Here is a 16,715-nt window from a genome sequence, read left to right on the forward strand (position 1 = left end):
ACTGATAACTGATAACTGATCACTGAATCACTGATGAAATGCCCTAAGCTTGTATTAAGCCTTTTTTAACTTCAAATTCCTTTAACCTCAATCAATATGGATTTTTCTAGTCTTGTTGCCAGTCAGCTAAACGCCGGCGTTATCTGGCCCGAAGGAATCCTGATTATTACCCTGATGGTGATTTTAATCGGCGATTTAATCGTGGGACGAAGTGCCAGAAGTTGGCTGCCCTACGCTGCGATCGCTGGTCTGCTCGCTGCTGTGGTTGCTCTTTATTTTGCCTGGGACAATCCGAAACCAGTGGCCTTTTTAGGGGCTTTTGAGGGCGATAATCTCAGTATCGTCTTTAGGGCGATTATTGCTCTTTCTACCGCCTCCACAGTGCTGATGTCTATCCGTTATGTGGAACAAGCGGGAACCTCCCTAGCGGAATTCTTGGCCATTATGCTCACCGCAACCCTCGGGGGAATGTTCCTATCTGGCGCTAGTGAATTGGTGATGATCTTCATCTCCCTAGAAATGCTCAGTATTTCCTCCTATCTAATGACCGGTTACATGAAGCGGGATCCTCGATCGAACGAGGCCGCTTTAAAATACCTGTTAATTGGAGCTTCTAGTTCGGCGATTTTCCTCTACGGTGTTTCCCTTCTCTACGGTTTATCCGGAGGTGAAACCAGTTTAAGTGCCATTGCCCAAAAATTAACCGATGTTAACGGTGGTCAGTCCCTGGCCTTAGCGATCGCATTAGTTTTTGTGATTGCCGGTATCGCCTTCAAAATTTCGGCGGTTCCCTTTCACCAATGGACCCCTGATGTGTACGAAGGTTCACCCACTCCCGTGGTGGCTTTCCTCTCGGTAGGTTCCAAAGCGGCCGGTTTTGCCCTAGCAATTCGCTTATTAGTGACGGTTTTCGGTCTAGTGAGCGAACAATGGCGGTTTATCTTTATCGCCCTAGCAATTTTGAGTATGATCCTCGGCAACGTGGTCGCCTTAGCCCAAACTAGCATGAAACGGATGTTAGCCTATTCCTCGATCGGTCAGGCGGGTTTTGTCATGATTGGTTTAACCGCCGGTACTGACGCGGGTTACTCTAGCATGATTTTCTATCTGTTAATTTACCTGTTCATGAACCTAGGGGCTTTTGCCTGTGTGATTCTCTTTGCTCTGAGAACTGGAACCGATCAGATCGCTGAGTATTCGGGACTCTACCAGAAAGATCCGCTCCTAACCCTCTGTTTAAGCATCTGTCTGCTCTCTTTGGGGGGAATTCCGCCTCTAGCGGGCTTCTTTGGTAAGATTTATCTATTCTGGGCCGGTTGGCAAGCGGGACTTTATGCCCTCGTCCTCGTTGGTTTAGTTACCAGTGTGGCCTCGATTTACTACTATATCCGTGTGGTCAAAATGATGGTGGTCAAGGAACCCCAAGAGATGTCCGATGCGGTGAAAAATTACCCCGTTATCAATTGGACTCTTACTGGGATGCGTCCCCTACAGGTGGGCATTGTCCTCTCCCTAGTGGCGACTTCCCTGGCCGGTATCCTCTCCAATCCTCTCTTTACCCTAGCGACGGATTCCGTCACCACTACCCCCATCCTACAATCGGCGGCCCTGGCGACGCACATTTCCCGGGCAAATTGAAAATCCCTGTTGATTTATCGGCGTTGTCAGATCAGAATAGGAAAGATGCCATGCAATCCTTGCTATCAAAGTAATTTCAGTTCTGGGCTGATTCGGAGCATCTTTCAATTTGACAACGCCTATTGTAGGGCTAATTCATGAATTAGCCCTACAGCTAATCCGTTTTTAGTAATGTGATTAACTCTCAATTTGTTCTATAGCAAAGAGCGGGATAGTTAGGACATAATAGAGAAAAAGAAATGAGGAGAAGCTTTCATGGCAGCACCCTATAGTGATGATTTAAGACAGAAAGCAGTGAGTGCCGTAGAGCGAGGGGAGAAAAAAAGCCATGTCTGTCGCACCCTCAATATTAGTCGTAATACATTAGACCAGAAACGTTGAATCCTGTAATAAAACTTTACATTGACAAGCATAATACCCCTATAACATCAAATTTTAAATTGAATAGACAATCCTCCGGAACCAGTGTACATAGCTAATATGTTGACACATGAAACTCTGTAAATAGCGCAGTTTGTCTAATAAGCTTTTCCCAAATCCTTCTTCAATATCTATTAGCTGTAGAATCAGATAAGCGATAATGCAACTATAGATCTGTAGGCGGATTCCGTTCTCGTTTTTAGTGATTAGATTATCCAACTTTAGATGCATTTTTAAAAATTTCCACAGCAGTTCTATTTGCCATCTTTGGATGTAAATTTCGGCAACTTCTTCATTACTAACTGCTCCTTCTCCTTCTAGAGGTAAATCTGTCGCCAGCCGAAATTCTGTTTGACTTTCTAGGTCGCAAAAAGCGACTACTCTTACTTCTATTTGTCTTTTATCTTTTCCGAGTTTACACTTGCCATTTTCGAGCATCTCTAGGCTAATATTATTTTTCACTCTCAAGACAAAATGCTTGTCACTACTCTCTAATAATTCGGTGATTCTTTGATTAGACGCAAATCCTCTATCCATTGCTCCAACTCCATTTACAGGAATTGCTTCTATCGTTTTTCCTCCTTCTTTTGAGTCATGACCTTGACCAAAATGGATGAGTATTCCGACCACCTCTGTTGTGATACTATTAAGACCAGAGAATAGTTTTACTTGATGCCATCCCTGGGACCATAGTAATTTACTGGTTAAGCTAATTATTGTTGAGTCAATAGGAAATAAAGCTCGCGCATTCTCTATTCCTTTTTTGGCAACTAAACGCTTATTTAATTCGACAATGACTTTCTCAAATGGACTTGTTTCTCTAATTTTGCTTGCCTTAGAAAATGTGGATAAATTTACATTAATTCCTTGAAGTACCATTCTACTGCATAAGTCCCTCATACTGACGATGCTTTTATCTAAAGCAAAACCAATCCAACAGGACAAAAATGTAAAAGTATCTAAAGCGGGGTAGTCATTTTTAGGCAGTGGTTTGAGAAGCTCTTTTATGAGTTTTGAAAAATTCGTCATCAGGGCAAACTCCCTATTGTGAGGGGAATAAGTTGTCTAGATTCTATCTATAATAGCATTTTTTTTCTGACTTTTCTCAACGTTCAACACTTCTGACATTAGACCTATGGCTGAAACGGAAGAAACAAACTGGGACGGTGGCCGCTAAAACTAACTATCGTCGAGGGCCGAAGCCCAAAATTGACGATTTAGAAGCCTTTCAAAAGTTGGCCGAACAATATGGGCATTTGACCCAAGAAAAAATGGCGCAAAAATGGGCTAACCCAGTCAGTAGGATGAGAATTGGTCAAGCGCTCAAAAGAATTGGATTTACTAGAAAAAAAAACTTATGGCTACAGAGAAAGAGATGAAGAAGCCCGAAAAGAGTTTCTCCAAAAAATCAGAGGTTATGCCCCGGAAAGATTTGTCTATATTGATGAAGCTGGAATAGATAACACCATCGATTATCCTTATGGATATTGTCACAAATCAGAAAGATTTGAGGCTTTAAAGTTAGGTCACTGTAGCGAACGAGTTAGTGTGATCAGCGGTTGGTGGCGTGGTTCCACGATCGCGCCAATGGTGTTTGAGGGGTACTGTAATACAGAGTTGGTGTGTGAGTGGATAGAACAATTGCTATTACCCGAACTACTACCCGGTCAAATTATCATCATTGATAACGCCAGTTTTCATCCCAAAGAGAGAATCAAAAAATTGTTAGCTAAAGCGGGATGTGAAGTGCTATTTTTACCCGCCTATTCTCCAGACCTCAACAAAATTGAAAAGTTCTGGGCTAGATTGAAAAACTATGTTAGTCAGATTATCAATGATAGTGAAAACCTTGTGGATGCTGTGAGTAAAGCCTTCAGGCATCTGTCCTAACTAACTCGTTCTATGCCATAGAAAAAAAAAACTTATGGCTACAGAGAAAGAGATGAAGAAGCCCGAAAAGAGTTTCTCCAAAAAATCAGAGGTTATGCCCCGGAAAGATTTGTCTATATTGATGAAGCTGGAATAGATAAGTACCTAAGCAAAATTAATTGGCTCTTCGTTACTCTTTATGCTAAATCAACAGACAAGATGCCAAGATAACCTCAAGGGGTGACAAAGGGGTTCAAAGGTAATCAAGATAAAGACTCTAGCCAAATGAACCCAAAAGAAATAGAGTGGTTGAGACAACCACCCAAAATTTCAATATGTTACCATCATTCTATCAGGCCTGTTTACAAGCCAGCTTGACACAAGCACAATATCTGACTCTACAAATTCTTATACTGCTCCTACAAAGCCATAGAACAGTACAATTGGAGAGATTGGCCTGACTGACGGACACATTTTTCAATACAAAGACAAGTACTGTTATGTGAAAGCCTCAAACTCCTGAATAAAAGAAAAGGTAATTTTGCCATAATAATCCTGACGAGCTTTGCGAGAAGCAAAACAGGGAAAAGGGTCAACAGAAAATAAGTGGTCAAGTCGCAAGAAGGGACGCGCCTTATGAACAACTCCCGCCAGCCAACGTAAACCAATTTTCAAATAACTCAAACCACGCCGAAAATGAGCATCAACCTGACGGCGAGAGCCAGATTGTTGAACCGCCATGCCAGTTAAAGTAGCAAAGAGAATAGAAATGGCAACAATGAGATAGAGACGTTCTAAACAAGCAGCAGAGCGAACACGAGAATGTTCCCAGTCAAAAACGCCCGATTTACTGTCGAGAAAGAGATGTTCAATGGGAAAACGAAGACCATACTGCCAGAAGGTGTCAAGGGTAGGAGGTTCATGGCTCAGAATTGCCCAATTATCCTTAACCCCTGGAACAGAGGCTAAAGCAAGATGAGCAGTGATTCTAGCCTCCTGCCAGACTTGAACGTTGCGATAAAAGCAGGCTTGCCGTTTGGGAGGATAGAGTTCTCTGACCTCATAGCCAAAACCCCGACGGCGAACACCGTAAATGAGGGTATCGCAAGGTAAGCGAAGACACCAATGCCAAGTATTTTTCCTGAGCCATTGAATTAATTGCTGATTGGCAAAGCCTCGGTCGGCTAACAGCATGACATTCTCAAAGCCCTGAAGATAGCCTTTGGCTCTGTCCAACAAGGGTTCGTATTTCTCAAAAGCTAGGCTGGCACTACCATGTTCTAATCCCATCCACATCAAGGGGACGGCTCTCCCCCCGCAGACCACCGCTAGATAGACAAAGCAGTATTGATTCCACAACAGAGTGGTATCTATTGCTAGATAAAGTCTTTCCCCCTTCTCCTTCCAAGTCTCGATGGCTTTCAATATTAAGGGGATGTATATCTTTTCCACCGCTACTCTTCCATTCTGGCAAAAGCGATTCCACCGTCTCTGATAACTATTGGCTTGTTCGGCTCTGCTTTGTACAAAGGGTTCCCATCTGGCTTGATTGAGACTTTGACTACTGAGTAGGGCTGTCACCATCCAACTGAGGACGGTTAAATGTCTTTTATCCACAAATCGGCTTCCTTGTTCTAGATAGGAATAAACTTGGGAGAAGATTCTGTTCTCGGTTTTCATCTTGTAGGGATTCTTGCTTTTTCCCTATCTACCCAGATATTTTTCTTTTTGGCAACCCTTGTCTTGTCAGGTTTTGACCCACTTGTGTCCGTCAGTCAGGAGATTGGCCGCCTTATTTCCCCAACCAATTACCTTTGAAAGCAGAAGAAGAAATTTACAAAGGTTTCTCAAGTTACCGCAATTAAGTGTAAAATTGTTATGGTTTCCGCTAATTAAACACATTATTAAGCAAGAGTTTAGCGAAAAAAATAAAAATCGACATCAAAGAAGAAAACTGAAAAAACTTAAGCATCTGGGACATCTATTATTGGTAATTGACCGAACAGATTGGAAAGGAAGAAATTTGTTTGTAGCTAGTGTTATTTGTGGAAAAAGGGCGTTACCTGTGTACTGGATATTGTTAGATAAACAAGGAAGCAGTAATTTAGGGAACCAAAAAAACTTTCTCAAGCCGGTATTAAAATTTTTGAAATCCTACCCAGTTGTCGTGATAGGCGACCGAGAATTTCACAGTGTTCAACTAGGAAAGTGGCTAGACGAAAAGGGGATAGCCTTTATTCTGAGACAAAAGAAGGGAACATCTTTGCTATTATCAGGTGAAGAAAACTATCAACCTCTAAAAGCTCTAGATATTCAACCGGGGACTCAGCATTTTTTTTCGGATATTTATCATACATCTGCTCATAAACTTGGCCCTTTTAATTTGGCCACTCGCTGGAAAAGACGCTACCGTAGTAAACAAGCCGAAGCTCCTTGGTATCTTCTTACTAATCTTGACTCTTTGGATGAGACTTTAAATTTATATGAATCTCGTTTTGGCATTGAAGCAATGTTCAAAGATTGTAAAACGGGAGGTTATAATATCGAGAAAACTAAAGTTAGCGAACCGCGTTTTTTAGCTCTTGTTTTATTAATTGCTATCGCCTATTCTTTAAATACAATACGGGGTCAACAACTCAATATTTTACCCCACCGTGTTTATATTTGTCGCCTCAAAGAATCTAATCGTTCTGCTGAAAGACATAGTGATTTTTGGATAGGGACTTATGGTACTTTTTGGGTTGAGTCGATGGATATTTTTTCGGAACTTGCCCTTTCTTTGATACGCCTCAAACCCCAGAAAAACCCTTATTTCTCCAAAGGGTTAACGGCTATGAGCCTTATCAAGCAAGCTCTTTAACCTTTCTGTCACCCCTTGAGCAAGATAACATACTTCTAACCCAAAAATTCCGAAAGTTTCTAAAGCCATAGCCTCGCCGTTTTATTAGTTTAAGTTTATTGTTGATTCCCTCGACTACCCCATTCGTTGTCCTTCGCTCGAAATAACTAATGATTTCTCCAAACCAGTTTCGGATTGTTTGACAACTCTTGGTAAAAACAATGGAGGATTTTGCCAACCATTCCGAGATAGATAGCAGTCCTTCTGTCGGATTCTCTGAGGTTTCATAAATCTTTCTGAATTCTTCCTTTAATTCCTGCATCTTTTTCAAATTTGGCCAATTTTCTTTGATAGCTTCTCGTTTAATTTTTTGTGGTTCCGTTCAATCTTCTTCATTTTTTAATAGGCTATATTTACTTCGCTTTAAAACTTCTAGCTTCGCTTCTTTTTCCGCTTTCTGTTTTTTATTTTTCTGCGCTTCTACGGCTCTTTTTTCTGCTCTTCTCTGTTCGTCTAACTCTTGATTAATTTGTTTCATTACATGGAATCTATCAGCGACTACCTCGGCCGACGGCATCAATTCTTTTACCAGATTTTTATAGGACAACCAAAGGTCTATGCTCACTTCTTCAATTTGCTCTAACACCTCTTTTCCCCAGCCCGTAAGGGTTTTCTTAAACTCTTCTTGTGTTCGCTTCTCCAGAATAGCTATTAGTTTTCCCGTATCTAAATTTACTAAAACTGCACAGTAATTTTTTTGTCCCTTCACTAGAGCGATTTCATCAATTCCTAGTCTTTTTAATTCCGATAAATCTGGCTCGGTAATTTCTTCAGCGATGTCCTCTAGCATTCTTTGAATCTCTTCTTCCGTTACGTCATTTCTTCGGCTAACATTTAAAATATCTCCTGATTTTAATTGTTCAAGTATATTCTCGGCTAGTCTTTTCGTATAGGTTCGTTTACTGGCGACAAAATCTAACTCTTCGCTCAAGGGGTTTCGACAATTATCGCACTTAAATTGACGACGATTAACTTGTAGGTACACTGGTTGTCCTGAGATTGGTAAATCTTTGACTAAATATCGATGATTTTGGTGTAGTTTATCGCTCTCTAACCCACAACGAGGACAGATTGCTTTTTTCTTTTTCGATTCGACTGGTCAAACTATACCGACATTTTCTAGGTGTCGATAGCCTTGAATAGAGGTTCCTTCTAGGTTCAAAAATTTGTCAAGTATCATAAGTAAAATACTCTGGTTTTTGGCAGAAACGTTGAATCCTGTAATAAAACTTTACATTGACAAGCATAATACCCCTATAACATCAAATTTTAAATTGAATAGACAATCCTCCGGAACCAGTGTACATAGCTAATATGTTGACACATGAAACTCTGTAAATAGCGCAGTTTGTCTAATAAGCTTTTCCCAAATCCTTCTTCAATATCTATTAGCTGTAGAATCAGATAAGCGATAATGCAACTATAGATCTGTAGGCGGATTCCGTTCTCGTTTTTAGTGATTAGATTATCCAACTTTAGATGCATTTTTAAAAATTTCCACAGCAGTTCTATTTGCCATCTTTGGATGTAAATTTCGGCAACTTCTTCATTACTAACTGCTCCTTCTCCTTCTAGAGGTAAATCTGTCGCCAGCCGAAATTCTGTTTGACTTTCTAGGTCGCAAAAAGCGACTACTCTTACTTCTATTTGTCTTTTATCTTTTCCGAGTTTACACTTGCCATTTTCGAGCATCTCTAGGCTAATATTATTTTTCACTCTCAAGACAAAATGCTTGTCACTACTCTCTAATAATTCGGTGATTCTTTGATTAGACGCAAATCCTCTATCCATTGCTCCAACTCCATTTACAGGAATTGCTTCTATCGTTTTTCCTCCTTCTTTTGAGTCATGACCTTGACCAAAATGGATGAGTATTCCGACCACCTCTGTTGTGATACTATTAAGACCAGAGAATAGTTTTACTTGATGCCATCCCTGGGACCATAGTAATTTACTGGTTAAGCTAATTATTGTTGAGTCAATAGGAAATAAAGCTCGCGCATTCTCTATTCCTTTTTTGGCAACTAAACGCTTATTTAATTCGACAATGACTTTCTCAAATGGACTTGTTTCTCTAATTTTGCTTGCCTTAGAAAATGTGGATAAATTTACATTAATTCCTTGAAGTACCATTCTACTGCATAAGTCCCTCATACTGACGATGCTTTTATCTAAAGCAAAACCAATCCAACAGGACAAAAATGTAAAAGTATCTAAAGCGGGGTAGTCATTTTTAGGCAGTGGTTTGAGAAGCTCTTTTATGAGTTTTGAAAAATTCGTCATCAGGGCAAACTCCCTATTGTGAGGGGAATAAGTTGTCTAGATTCTATCTATAATAGCATTTTTTTTCTGACTTTTCTCAACGTTCAACACTTCTGGGTTTTTGGCTATTATATCAAATCTTAACTCGATTGTCTATCTTTTGGTATTAACCTGTTTGTGTCTAAAATCTCTCCCTGTATAAATTTCAGCTATTTTTGAGCGTAGGCACTATCATCGAATTTTATTTGAAGTTAATTATTTGCATAACAATTACCGAAGAGCCAAATACTCTGGTTTTTGGCTATTATGGCATAGAACGAGTTAGTTAGGACAGATGCCTGAAGGCTTTACTCACAGCATCCACAAGGTTTTCACTATCATTGATAATCTGACTAACATAGTTTTTCAATCTAGCCCAGAACTTTTCAATTTTGTTGAGGTCTGGAGAATAGGCGGGTAAAAATAGCACTTCACATCCCGCTTTAGCTAACAATTTTTTGATTCTCTCTTTGGGATGAAAACTGGCGTTATCAATGATGATAATTTGACCGGGTAGTAGTTCGGGTAATATGGCATAGAACGAGTTAGTTAGGACAGATGCCTGAAGGCTTTACTCACAGCATCCACAAGGTTTTCACTATCATTGATAATCTGACTAACATAGTTTTTCAATCTAGCCCAGAACTTTTCAATTTTGTTGAGGTCTGGAGAATAGGCGGGTAAAAATAGCACTTCACATCCCGCTTTAGCTAACAATTTTTTGATTCTCTCTTTGGGATGAAAACTGGCGTTATCAATGATGATAATTTGACCGGGTAGTAGTTCGGGTAATAGCAATTGTTCTATCCACTCACACACCAACTCTGTATTACAGTACCCCTCAAACACCATTGGCGCGATCGTGGAACCACGCCACCAACCGCTGATCACACTAACTCGTTCGCTACAGTGACCTAACTTTAAAGCCTCAAATCTTTCTGATTTGTGACAATATCCATAAGGATAATCGATGGTGTTATCTATTCCAGCTTCATCAATATAGACAAATCTTTCCGGGGCATAACCTCTGATTTTTTGGAGAAACTCTTTTCGGGCTTCTTCATCTCTTTCTCTGTAGCCATAAGTTTTTTTTTTCTAGTAAATCCAATTCTTTTGAGCGCTTGACCAATTCTCATCCTACTGACTGGGTTAGCCCATTTTTGCGCCATTTTTTCTTGGGTCAAATGCCCATATTGTTCGGCCAACTTTTGAAAGGCTTCTAAATCGTCAATTTTGGGCTTCGGCCCTCGACGATAGTTAGTTTTAGCGGCCACCGTCCCAGTTTGTTTCTTCCGTTTCAGCCAGATGTCTAATGTATTACGACTAATATTGAGGGTGCGACAGACATGGCTTTTTTTCTCCCCTCGCTCTACGGCACTCACTGCTTTCTGTCTTAAATCATCACTATAGGGTGCTGCCATGAAAGCTTCTCCTCATTTCTTTTTCTCTATTATGTCCTAACTATCCCGCTCTTTGCTATATATGACTGATCTTTTTTGGGAGTCTGTATCTGTATTCCATGCTACATAAGCTTTTCAGCTTGCTTGTCCCCCTGTCAGGGATTGGTACGTTTGTTCTGACAAAATTGACTTGCTCCCACCGGCATCTTCTCTACTATCGGGAAAAGAAGACGAAGAGTTGAAAAAGAAACCCGAACTCGGACTCGAATTAATCGACCGAAGTTTAAAGCGAAAATACCGACCGAAAATTGTCTTGATAGAGGCGGGGTATGGAAACAACACGCCGTTTCTGAAAGAGTTAGAAAAGAGAAAACTAAAGTATTTAGGAGGAGGGGCTAAAAATCGAAAAATTATCCGAAAAAAGGAATCAGGAATCGAGGAAGAAATCAGTCTGGAGAAATTAGCAAAAAGCTTGAAGCCAGAGAGTTTTACCCCAGTAATTCTCTCAGTTTAAAAACCGAAAACCCTGTACGTATTTATTGTTTCTGCTCGCATCGCTTCTTTAGAAGAAGAGAGAACTTTTGCCATCGTCATGAACGCGAGTTCTTGGGAAGAAGCGACGGACATCGATTATTTTATCACGAATGTCCAGGCGGAAAAAGTAACCCCGCAGTGGGTAGTAGAAACTTACTCGCCAAGAAATTGGGTAGAAGTTTTCTATCGAGAGGCGAAAGGATGGTTAGGGCTAAGAGAATATCAGGTTCGCGAGAAAGAAAGCCTTCTTCGCCATTTTATCCTGGTGTTTTGTGCCTACACTTTTATTCTCTGGCATCACTTAACCGGGGGACTACAAAGGCGATGGGCGAATAAACCTTTGGAGACATTTACTGATGCTTTGGAGGCTTTTCGTACAGCGATGTCTTTTCGTTTTTTCCCTTGGCTAACGCAGAATATTGATGTCTTTTCCGCTCACAAAGCGGCTTTGGGCTACATTTGGGCTTGAAATTTGTTTAAGTCCCACTAATTGCTATTACATGAGTATCTCTTGTAGATTTATTGTGTATCTTCAAGAATTGTGTGCGATTGCCCTGGCCACCTAACGAGCATATATAAACGAGCATATATAATGATGAATAGAATAAAATGCTTGACGAAACTCATTAGATCGGAGAAAGGAGGTCAGTCATGGATCTGGTACAGTTTATGGTAGTTATCATCGTGGTTGGGGTTCTATTGTGGCTCGTGAACAACTACATTCCGATGGACAGCAAGATCAAGCAAATCCTGAACATTGTGGTTGTCATCACCCTCGTTTTGTGGATTCTTAAGGTGTTCGGATTGCTGAGTTTTCTCAAGGGAATTCGTATCGGTAGGTGAGTGATGTTCTAGACGGAAGGAAAGGTTGAATTATTATGGAGCTGATGTCCATCACACTGGTGGTGCGCTGGCTAATAGGCTGGGGATTGATGTGGCGGTTGCCGCGACTTCCAGACCTTTCAGTCGTCGGTTCGCCTAAAGTCTCGGTCTTGATTCCGGCGAGGAATGAAGAGAGTACCCTCCCTAATTTGCTAACAGCCTTAAAGCAGCAAACATTCAAGCCCTACGAAATCATTGTCATCGATGACCAGTCCGCCGATGCTACCCCACAGATCGCCGAACAGGCTGGGGTGAAAGTAGTGCAGACTAGCCCTTTGCCCACAGGTTGGACAGGGAAAAACTGGGCACTCAAAACCGGATATGCAGCCTCATCTGGCGATATTCTCGTCTTTCTCGATGCCGACACTGAGCCAGGGGAGGAGCTGCTCCGCAGGCTGGTGGCAACTGTTCAACACTTAGGTGGTCTGGTCTCAGTTCAGCCCTATCACCGCACTGAACGCCCCTACGAACTGTTAGCGGTTCTGTTCAATCTCGTCGGCTTGATGGCCGTCAAACTGGGAGCAAGAGGTGGTGTGGCTTTTGGACCGGCTATGGCTACCAGCAAGGATGACTATGAGCGGGTCGGCGGCCACGACGCTGTGGCAGGATATGTTGTAGAAGACTGGTTCATGGCTCATATTTATGAGAGTGCGGGACTGCCAGTGAGTGCATACATTGGTCATGGCCAACTGGACTATCGGATGTACCCCGGCGGGCTGCGGGACCTGGTTGTTGGTTTCGACAAAAACTTTGCAACGGCAGCAGGGGAAGTCTCTTGGCTGCGGATGCTGGCGGTTGTGTTCTGGCTTTCAGGGTTGTTCTGGGCGGCTTGGTGTCTGCCCGCATCCCTATTCGGCTGGCCGATTGTCGGGAATTCATCCTTACTATATAACGTACTGCTTTATCTTGCCTTCGCCATACAGTTAGCCATAATTGTATGGCCAGTGGGTTCATTCGGAGCAATCGTCTTTTTCTTCCCCATTCCGGTTGCCTTCTTCATTGCAGTGTTCCTGCTGGCAATTCTGAATCTCGAACGTGGTCAAATCGAATGGAAAGGACGAAGGATAAGTACCCGATGGCAAGGTGAATGAATGAGATTGTCTATACTACAGTTACCGGATGGGGTAATCGTCGGGCTTTGTGTGGTCGGTTGGACAGCCTGGTCGCTTTTGATCGGTTTTGTCGGTCATCGACTTCCCCTGAAATTCCTAGAAACGGACACCTGCCTGACCCGGCCACGAATCTGGGGGGAAGATAGACAATGGTACAATCGGGTACTGCGGATCAAGCGATGGAAGGATCGGTTGCCAGAAGCAGGGGATTTCTTCCCAGGAGGTTTTCGCAAAACATCCGTTGGCGGTGGGGACTGTGCCGTAATGTCCCGTTTTTTGGCTGAAACCCGTCGCGCGGAATACGTTCACATCGCCATCTGGCTGTTTTGGTTAGTGACGATGCTCTGGACTCCTGGCTGGGGTGTGCTGGTAAACCTCGCCGTGGGAACAGCTTTCAACCTGCCTTGTTTGTGGGTGCAGCGTTACAATCGGCTTCGGCTCCAGCATCTGCTCGTATTGAAAGGACAGGAAAAAACGATATGCTAAAGTATGAACTTGGCTGTGAATTAACCTACAGCATTGAGCAAGCAAGCACTCTAATTCTTAATGTTGCTATTGTCAGCAACAACCATCAGATTATTGTTCAGGAAGACCTCCATTCTAACTCTCAACGGTCGATTGAGGAATACATCACTTCTGTCAGTGGAAACCGATACTTTCGACTCAATGCCCCTCCTGGCAATTTGCAAATTTCCTATCGAGCAACCGTTGGCTTATCTCCTTATTATTCAGACCCCAGTACGATTTTTGAAGTAAAGCCGGCCGATTTACCCCTCGATATCTTGTACTATCTTTATCCGAGTCGTTACTGTCAGTCAGATCGATTATTGCGCTTTGTCGCGGCTGAATTTGGCCATTTAGTCCCTGGTTATTCGCGGGTGACAGCTATCTGTAACTGGATTTATGACAATGTTTTGTATCTCTCTGGTAGCAGTGATTCTTTAACTTCTGCTTGCGATACAGCGATAGAACGGGTAGGCGTTTGTCGTGATTTTGCCCATTTAGGCATTGCTTTTTGTCGGGCCTTGAATATTCCAGCACGCTTTGTTGCCGGCTACGCCTATGGTTTAAATCCCCCCGATTTTCATGCCTGGTTTGAGGCTTATCTAGGGGGTCGCTGGTATCTTTTCGATCCTACCCGCCTTGTGCCTCAGAGCGGGCTAATTCGCGTTGGCACAGGACGAGATGCAGCCGATGTTTCTTTTGCCACTATTTTTGGTCCCGTACAAATGAATCAGATGAGGCTTTTTATGGACTACTTACCCGATGCCAAGCCGATTTCCGAGAATATTTTGATACCGACAACAGAGGCGATCGCCATCTCTTGAGCGTACCCCAGTCAGGTATTCTATTATCGAAAATTTGGGTTGAAAACCCCGTCCTTTGAGGACGGCTTTAAGCTACAATGGAAAAAGCGATAACCAAGCTAAAAACTGAACCCTGACCACAGATAGTAGGGGGTTTCGTTCAGAAAAGAAGTCAAATTCGGCCTTGAACGAGTAAAACTTTCTAGGAAATAAGGTTGAACATGAGATTTTTTCGACTTGTTCAAAGTGGCCGTCCGGCATTCGGACACTCAAAACGGACGGGTCGAAAGTGTCAGACTTAAGCAATTAAGCGTTTTTCGCTATCTGCGTCAACCCCATTGACGCGACCATCCTAAAAAAGTGGCGTGGTGAGCATGTCAATAACATTGTCTTTGAAAAACCCATTTTAGGAGTTGCCCATGTCATCCTCATCCCTACCCATTAAACCGGCTGTACTGGTTGTCATCATTGGTGAAACCGTCTTGCAAGACCGCATGATCAAGCTGCTGCAAGAGTTAGGCGTAACTGGCTATACCCTCTCGCAAGCCCAGGGCGCAGGTCGCCACGGCAACCGCCAGGGAGATATGGTCGGTTATAACACCAATATTGAGATCAAAACCGTTGTCTCGCAGGAAGTCTCGGAGGCGATCTTCTCTGGTCTCGTCGAGTATCAAGCTAATCATGCCTTAATCGCTTTCCGACAAAATGTCGAAGCGTTGACTGGGTTTGAGATAATTTGATTCGTCACTAACCCCGCCCTAAAAGGGACGGGGCTTGCCTAGACCAATTTAGGCGACGCAAGTAGAGACTACCGCATCGAGACACAATCTGGCCCAGACCTCCGAATACTTCCCTAGTTCGGATTCCCTCTAAGCTCTATTGGTAAAGCGTTGTTAGACAAGACATCTTGATTGTGTTGCGGTAAGGGACATTAACTTCACTCTTAAGGATTATCTCCATAGCAAGAGTTCCTGTTATCTCAAAAGACGGAAAGTCGTTAATGCCCACCAAACCCAGTCGGGCCAGGCGGTGGATTAAGGAAGGAAAAGCTATCGGTAAATTCAACGACTTAGATATTTTTTATGTCCAGCTAACCACTGAACCTTCCGATAGCAAAACCCAACCGATTGCTATTGGTATTGACCAGGGTCAATTATTCTCTGGAATTGGCGTTCAATCCTCCCTTTTTACTCTTTGGAAGGCTCACTTAGAACTTCCTTTTAAGCGAGTAAGAGAGTGCCTAGACAATCGCTGCCTAATGCGAAGAGGACGTAGAAAAAGACGGATTAACCGCCAACTTCCCTTTAATCTAAGAGCGCATCGACAAAAACGATTTTCAAATAGAAGACAAGGAAAATTAGCTCCCTCAATCAGAGCTAATCGTCAACGTCTCGACTTCGCTCGACGTTGACGAACTAACCAAAATCTATCCAATTACTGACATTTACTTTGAGTATGTCAAAACCGATATTGATCTAACTTCCAGTAGAAAAGGAGCTAAGTCTAGAAAAGGTTTCTCGTCGGTTATGGTCGGACAGAAATGGGCGATTGAGCAACTATCTCAGTTTGCAACAGTCCATACTCGCTTTGGTTGACAAACCTCTAATCTCAGAAAATATTTGCGACTAGAAAAATCCAAAAATAAAGCAGAACAATCACCAGAAAGTCATGCTAACGATGGCATTGCTAAGAGGGAGGGAGCATCTCACCTTTGTAACCCCTAAATCAGGTTTTATGTCAAGCTATTTTGAAAGCCTTGCTAGAAACCAGTTTTAGGGACAAGTAATACCAATTCTCCAAAATCTGACTACAAATAGTGTAGAATATCATCTTAGTAGAGTTAAAGGAAAAATATGGCAGGAGTTTCTAAGATAGAAATCAGAGAAAGCGAAGCAGAACTCAAGGAACTGCTCAGACAAGAAAAAACTGGTTCAGGAAAAGAAAGAATACAAGTATTGTACTTATTAAAGACAAAAAAGGCAAAAACGGTGACAGAAGCCGCCGAAATGATCGGGAGAAACAGAGTCACCGTACAAGATTGGGTAGGAAAATACCGTCAAGGGGGATTAGAAAAATTATTGTCGAAAAAAGTGGGTACAGGAAGACCAAGAAAAGTTCCCCAATGGGCAGAAAAAGCCTTAGAAAAAAGATTAAAAGAAAACCAAGGGTTTGATAGTCAGGTCGAGATTTGTGAATGGTTAGAGAAAAAAATAGGGATAAAAGCAAAGTATAAAACCGTTCATAAATTAGTATATTATAGACTAAAAGCGTCACCAAAAATAGCGAGACCAAAAAGCCTAGAGCAGTCAGAAGAAAGGTTAGAGTATTTTAAAAAAACTTCTTAGAAAACCTG

The 16,715-nt window shown here is 42.2% G+C and carries 16 protein-coding genes and 5 pseudogenes; 14 read left to right on the top strand and 7 right to left on the bottom strand.

All coding sequences use genetic code 11. The features are described 5' to 3' along the window. Nucleotides 1–96: 96 nt before the first annotated feature. Nucleotides 97–1,638, top strand: a complete 1,542-nt coding sequence (locus tag RAM70_RS11580; RefSeq protein ID WP_190380085.1) for an NAD(P)H-quinone oxidoreductase subunit N — start codon at nucleotides 97–99, stop codon at nucleotides 1,636–1,638. 255 nt (nucleotides 1,639–1,893) lie between these two features. After that, the gene (locus tag RAM70_RS11585; RefSeq protein ID WP_376750880.1) at nucleotides 1,894–2,019 is read left to right on the top strand and encodes a hypothetical protein; all 126 of its coding nucleotides are present in this window, start codon (nucleotides 1,894–1,896) and stop codon (nucleotides 2,017–2,019) included. 54 nt (nucleotides 2,020–2,073) lie between these two features. Here RAM70_RS11585 and RAM70_RS11590 read toward each other — a convergent pair whose 3' ends face one another. Then, nucleotides 2,074–3,090 (bottom strand): IS4 family transposase, encoded by a 1,017-nt coding sequence (locus tag RAM70_RS11590; RefSeq protein WP_288016859.1) that lies wholly within the window; start codon nucleotides 3,088–3,090, stop codon nucleotides 2,074–2,076. Nucleotides 3,091–3,224: 134 nt separating this feature from the next. Between RAM70_RS11590 and RAM70_RS11595 the strand changes: the two genes are divergently transcribed. From RAM70_RS11595 to RAM70_RS11605, 3 genes and pseudogenes are all read left to right on the top strand, one after another. Next, nucleotides 3,225–3,437, top strand: a complete 213-nt coding sequence (locus tag RAM70_RS11595; protein ID WP_312673828.1) for a hypothetical protein — start codon at nucleotides 3,225–3,227, stop codon at nucleotides 3,435–3,437. Next, nucleotides 3,391–3,948, top strand: coding sequence for an IS630 family transposase (locus RAM70_RS11600; protein ID WP_008204666.1), 558 nt, complete (start codon nucleotides 3,391–3,393; stop codon nucleotides 3,946–3,948). Before RAM70_RS11595 ends, RAM70_RS11600 begins: the two co-directional genes overlap by 47 nt. Before the next feature lie 314 nt (nucleotides 3,949–4,262). After that, nucleotides 4,263–4,385 (top strand): annotated as a pseudogene (locus RAM70_RS11605) (IS4 family transposase); the annotation flags it as partial. A 40-nt stretch (nucleotides 4,386–4,425) separates the two neighbouring features. On the opposite strand, the gene RAM70_RS11610 reads toward RAM70_RS11605, so the two are convergent. Then, complete coding sequence (locus RAM70_RS11610) at nucleotides 4,426–5,607, bottom strand: transposase (RefSeq protein WP_045358595.1); 1,182 nt, start codon at nucleotides 5,605–5,607, stop codon at nucleotides 4,426–4,428. 13 nt (nucleotides 5,608–5,620) lie between these two features. Here RAM70_RS11610 and RAM70_RS11615 point away from each other — a divergent pair, with 13 nt between their 5' ends. Then, complete coding sequence (locus RAM70_RS11615) at nucleotides 5,621–6,787, top strand: IS4 family transposase (protein ID WP_312673833.1); 1,167 nt, start codon at nucleotides 5,621–5,623, stop codon at nucleotides 6,785–6,787. Here the strand turns inward: RAM70_RS11615 and RAM70_RS11620 are convergent. The 5 genes and pseudogenes from RAM70_RS11620 to RAM70_RS11640 form a co-directional block, all read right to left on the bottom strand. Continuing rightward, nucleotides 6,771–8,006 (bottom strand): annotated as a pseudogene (locus RAM70_RS11620) (ISL3 family transposase). The gene RAM70_RS11615 and the pseudogene RAM70_RS11620 overlap by 17 nt on opposite strands. 89 nt (nucleotides 8,007–8,095) lie before the next feature. Then, entirely contained in the window at nucleotides 8,096–9,112 is a 1,017-nt protein-coding gene (locus RAM70_RS11625) for an IS4 family transposase (protein ID WP_288016859.1), read from the bottom strand. A 301-nt stretch (nucleotides 9,113–9,413) separates the two neighbouring features. Continuing rightward, nucleotides 9,414–9,659: a transposase gene (locus RAM70_RS11630; RefSeq protein ID WP_376750906.1), complete on the bottom strand. Its 246-nt coding sequence runs from the start codon at nucleotides 9,657–9,659 to the stop codon at nucleotides 9,414–9,416. A 17-nt stretch (nucleotides 9,660–9,676) separates the two neighbouring features. Further along, a pseudogene (locus tag RAM70_RS11635) lies at nucleotides 9,677–10,162 on the bottom strand (IS630 family transposase); the annotation flags it as partial. Beyond that, nucleotides 10,108–10,548 carry a helix-turn-helix domain-containing protein gene (locus tag RAM70_RS11640; RefSeq protein WP_312673834.1) on the bottom strand — a complete coding sequence of 147 codons (441 nt, stop codon included), beginning with the start codon at nucleotides 10,546–10,548 and terminating at the stop codon, nucleotides 10,108–10,110. The pseudogene RAM70_RS11635 and the gene RAM70_RS11640, both read right to left, overlap by 55 nt. A 163-nt stretch (nucleotides 10,549–10,711) precedes the next feature. Between RAM70_RS11640 and RAM70_RS11645 the strand changes: the two are divergent. The 8 genes and pseudogenes from RAM70_RS11645 to RAM70_RS11680 form a co-directional block, all read left to right on the top strand. Continuing rightward, nucleotides 10,712–11,530: pseudogene (locus RAM70_RS11645) on the top strand (transposase); the annotation flags it as partial. Nucleotides 11,531–11,730: 200 nt separating this feature from the next. Continuing rightward, nucleotides 11,731–11,904: a Thivi_2564 family membrane protein gene (locus RAM70_RS11650; protein WP_312675896.1), complete on the top strand. Its 174-nt coding sequence runs from the start codon at nucleotides 11,731–11,733 to the stop codon at nucleotides 11,902–11,904. A 35-nt stretch (nucleotides 11,905–11,939) separates the two neighbouring features. Then, the gene (locus tag RAM70_RS11655) at nucleotides 11,940–13,034 is read left to right on the top strand and encodes a glycosyltransferase family 2 protein (protein ID WP_312673835.1); all 1,095 of its coding nucleotides are present in this window, start codon (nucleotides 11,940–11,942) and stop codon (nucleotides 13,032–13,034) included. Then, nucleotides 13,035–13,541: a glycosyl-4,4'-diaponeurosporenoate acyltransferase CrtO family protein gene (locus RAM70_RS11660; RefSeq protein WP_287999685.1), complete on the top strand. Its 507-nt coding sequence runs from the start codon at nucleotides 13,035–13,037 to the stop codon at nucleotides 13,539–13,541. After that, on the top strand, nucleotides 13,535–14,383 hold the full coding sequence (locus RAM70_RS11665; protein WP_002783606.1) for a transglutaminase-like domain-containing protein: 849 nt from the start codon (nucleotides 13,535–13,537) through the stop codon (nucleotides 14,381–14,383). Before RAM70_RS11660 ends, RAM70_RS11665 begins: the two co-directional genes overlap by 7 nt. Before the next feature lie 398 nt (nucleotides 14,384–14,781). Further along, nucleotides 14,782–15,102 carry a P-II family nitrogen regulator gene (locus RAM70_RS11670; protein ID WP_002752253.1) on the top strand — a complete coding sequence of 107 codons (321 nt, stop codon included), beginning with the start codon at nucleotides 14,782–14,784 and terminating at the stop codon, nucleotides 15,100–15,102. Nucleotides 15,103–15,320: 218 nt separating this feature from the next. After that, nucleotides 15,321–16,050 (top strand): annotated as a pseudogene (locus tag RAM70_RS11675) (RRXRR domain-containing protein); the annotation flags it as partial. A 165-nt stretch (nucleotides 16,051–16,215) separates the two neighbouring features. Next, the gene (locus tag RAM70_RS11680; RefSeq protein WP_045359021.1) at nucleotides 16,216–16,707 is read left to right on the top strand and encodes a helix-turn-helix domain-containing protein; all 492 of its coding nucleotides are present in this window, start codon (nucleotides 16,216–16,218) and stop codon (nucleotides 16,705–16,707) included. Nucleotides 16,708–16,715 lie beyond the last annotated feature (8 nt).

This window comes from Microcystis wesenbergii NRERC-220 (assembly GCF_032027425.1).
GTDB classification, from domain to species: domain Bacteria; phylum Cyanobacteriota; class Cyanobacteriia; order Cyanobacteriales; family Microcystaceae; genus Microcystis; species Microcystis wesenbergii_A.

Excerpts from the sequence above, each read along its gene's own strand:
- RAM70_RS11580 (WP_190380085.1), top strand. The coding sequence starts at position 97 with ATGGATTTTTCTAGTCTTGTTGCCAGTCAGCTAAACGCCGGCGTTATC.
- RAM70_RS11585 (WP_376750880.1), top strand. The coding sequence starts at position 1,894 with ATGGCAGCACCCTATAGTGATGATTTAAGACAGAAAGCAGTGAGTGCC.
- RAM70_RS11610 (WP_045358595.1), bottom strand. The coding sequence starts at position 5,607 with ATGAAAACCGAGAACAGAATCTTCTCCCAAGTTTATTCCTATCTAGAA.
- RAM70_RS11640 (WP_312673834.1), bottom strand. The coding sequence starts at position 10,548 with ATGGCAGCACCCTATAGTGATGATTTAAGACAGAAAGCAGTGAGTGCC.
- RAM70_RS11650 (WP_312675896.1), top strand. The coding sequence starts at position 11,731 with ATGGTAGTTATCATCGTGGTTGGGGTTCTATTGTGGCTCGTGAACAAC.
- RAM70_RS11655 (WP_312673835.1), top strand. The coding sequence starts at position 11,940 with ATGGAGCTGATGTCCATCACACTGGTGGTGCGCTGGCTAATAGGCTGG.
- RAM70_RS11660 (WP_287999685.1), top strand. The coding sequence starts at position 13,035 with ATGAGATTGTCTATACTACAGTTACCGGATGGGGTAATCGTCGGGCTT.
- RAM70_RS11665 (WP_002783606.1), top strand. The coding sequence starts at position 13,535 with ATGCTAAAGTATGAACTTGGCTGTGAATTAACCTACAGCATTGAGCAA.
- RAM70_RS11670 (WP_002752253.1), top strand. The coding sequence starts at position 14,782 with ATGTCATCCTCATCCCTACCCATTAAACCGGCTGTACTGGTTGTCATC.
- RAM70_RS11680 (WP_045359021.1), top strand. The coding sequence starts at position 16,216 with ATGGCAGGAGTTTCTAAGATAGAAATCAGAGAAAGCGAAGCAGAACTC.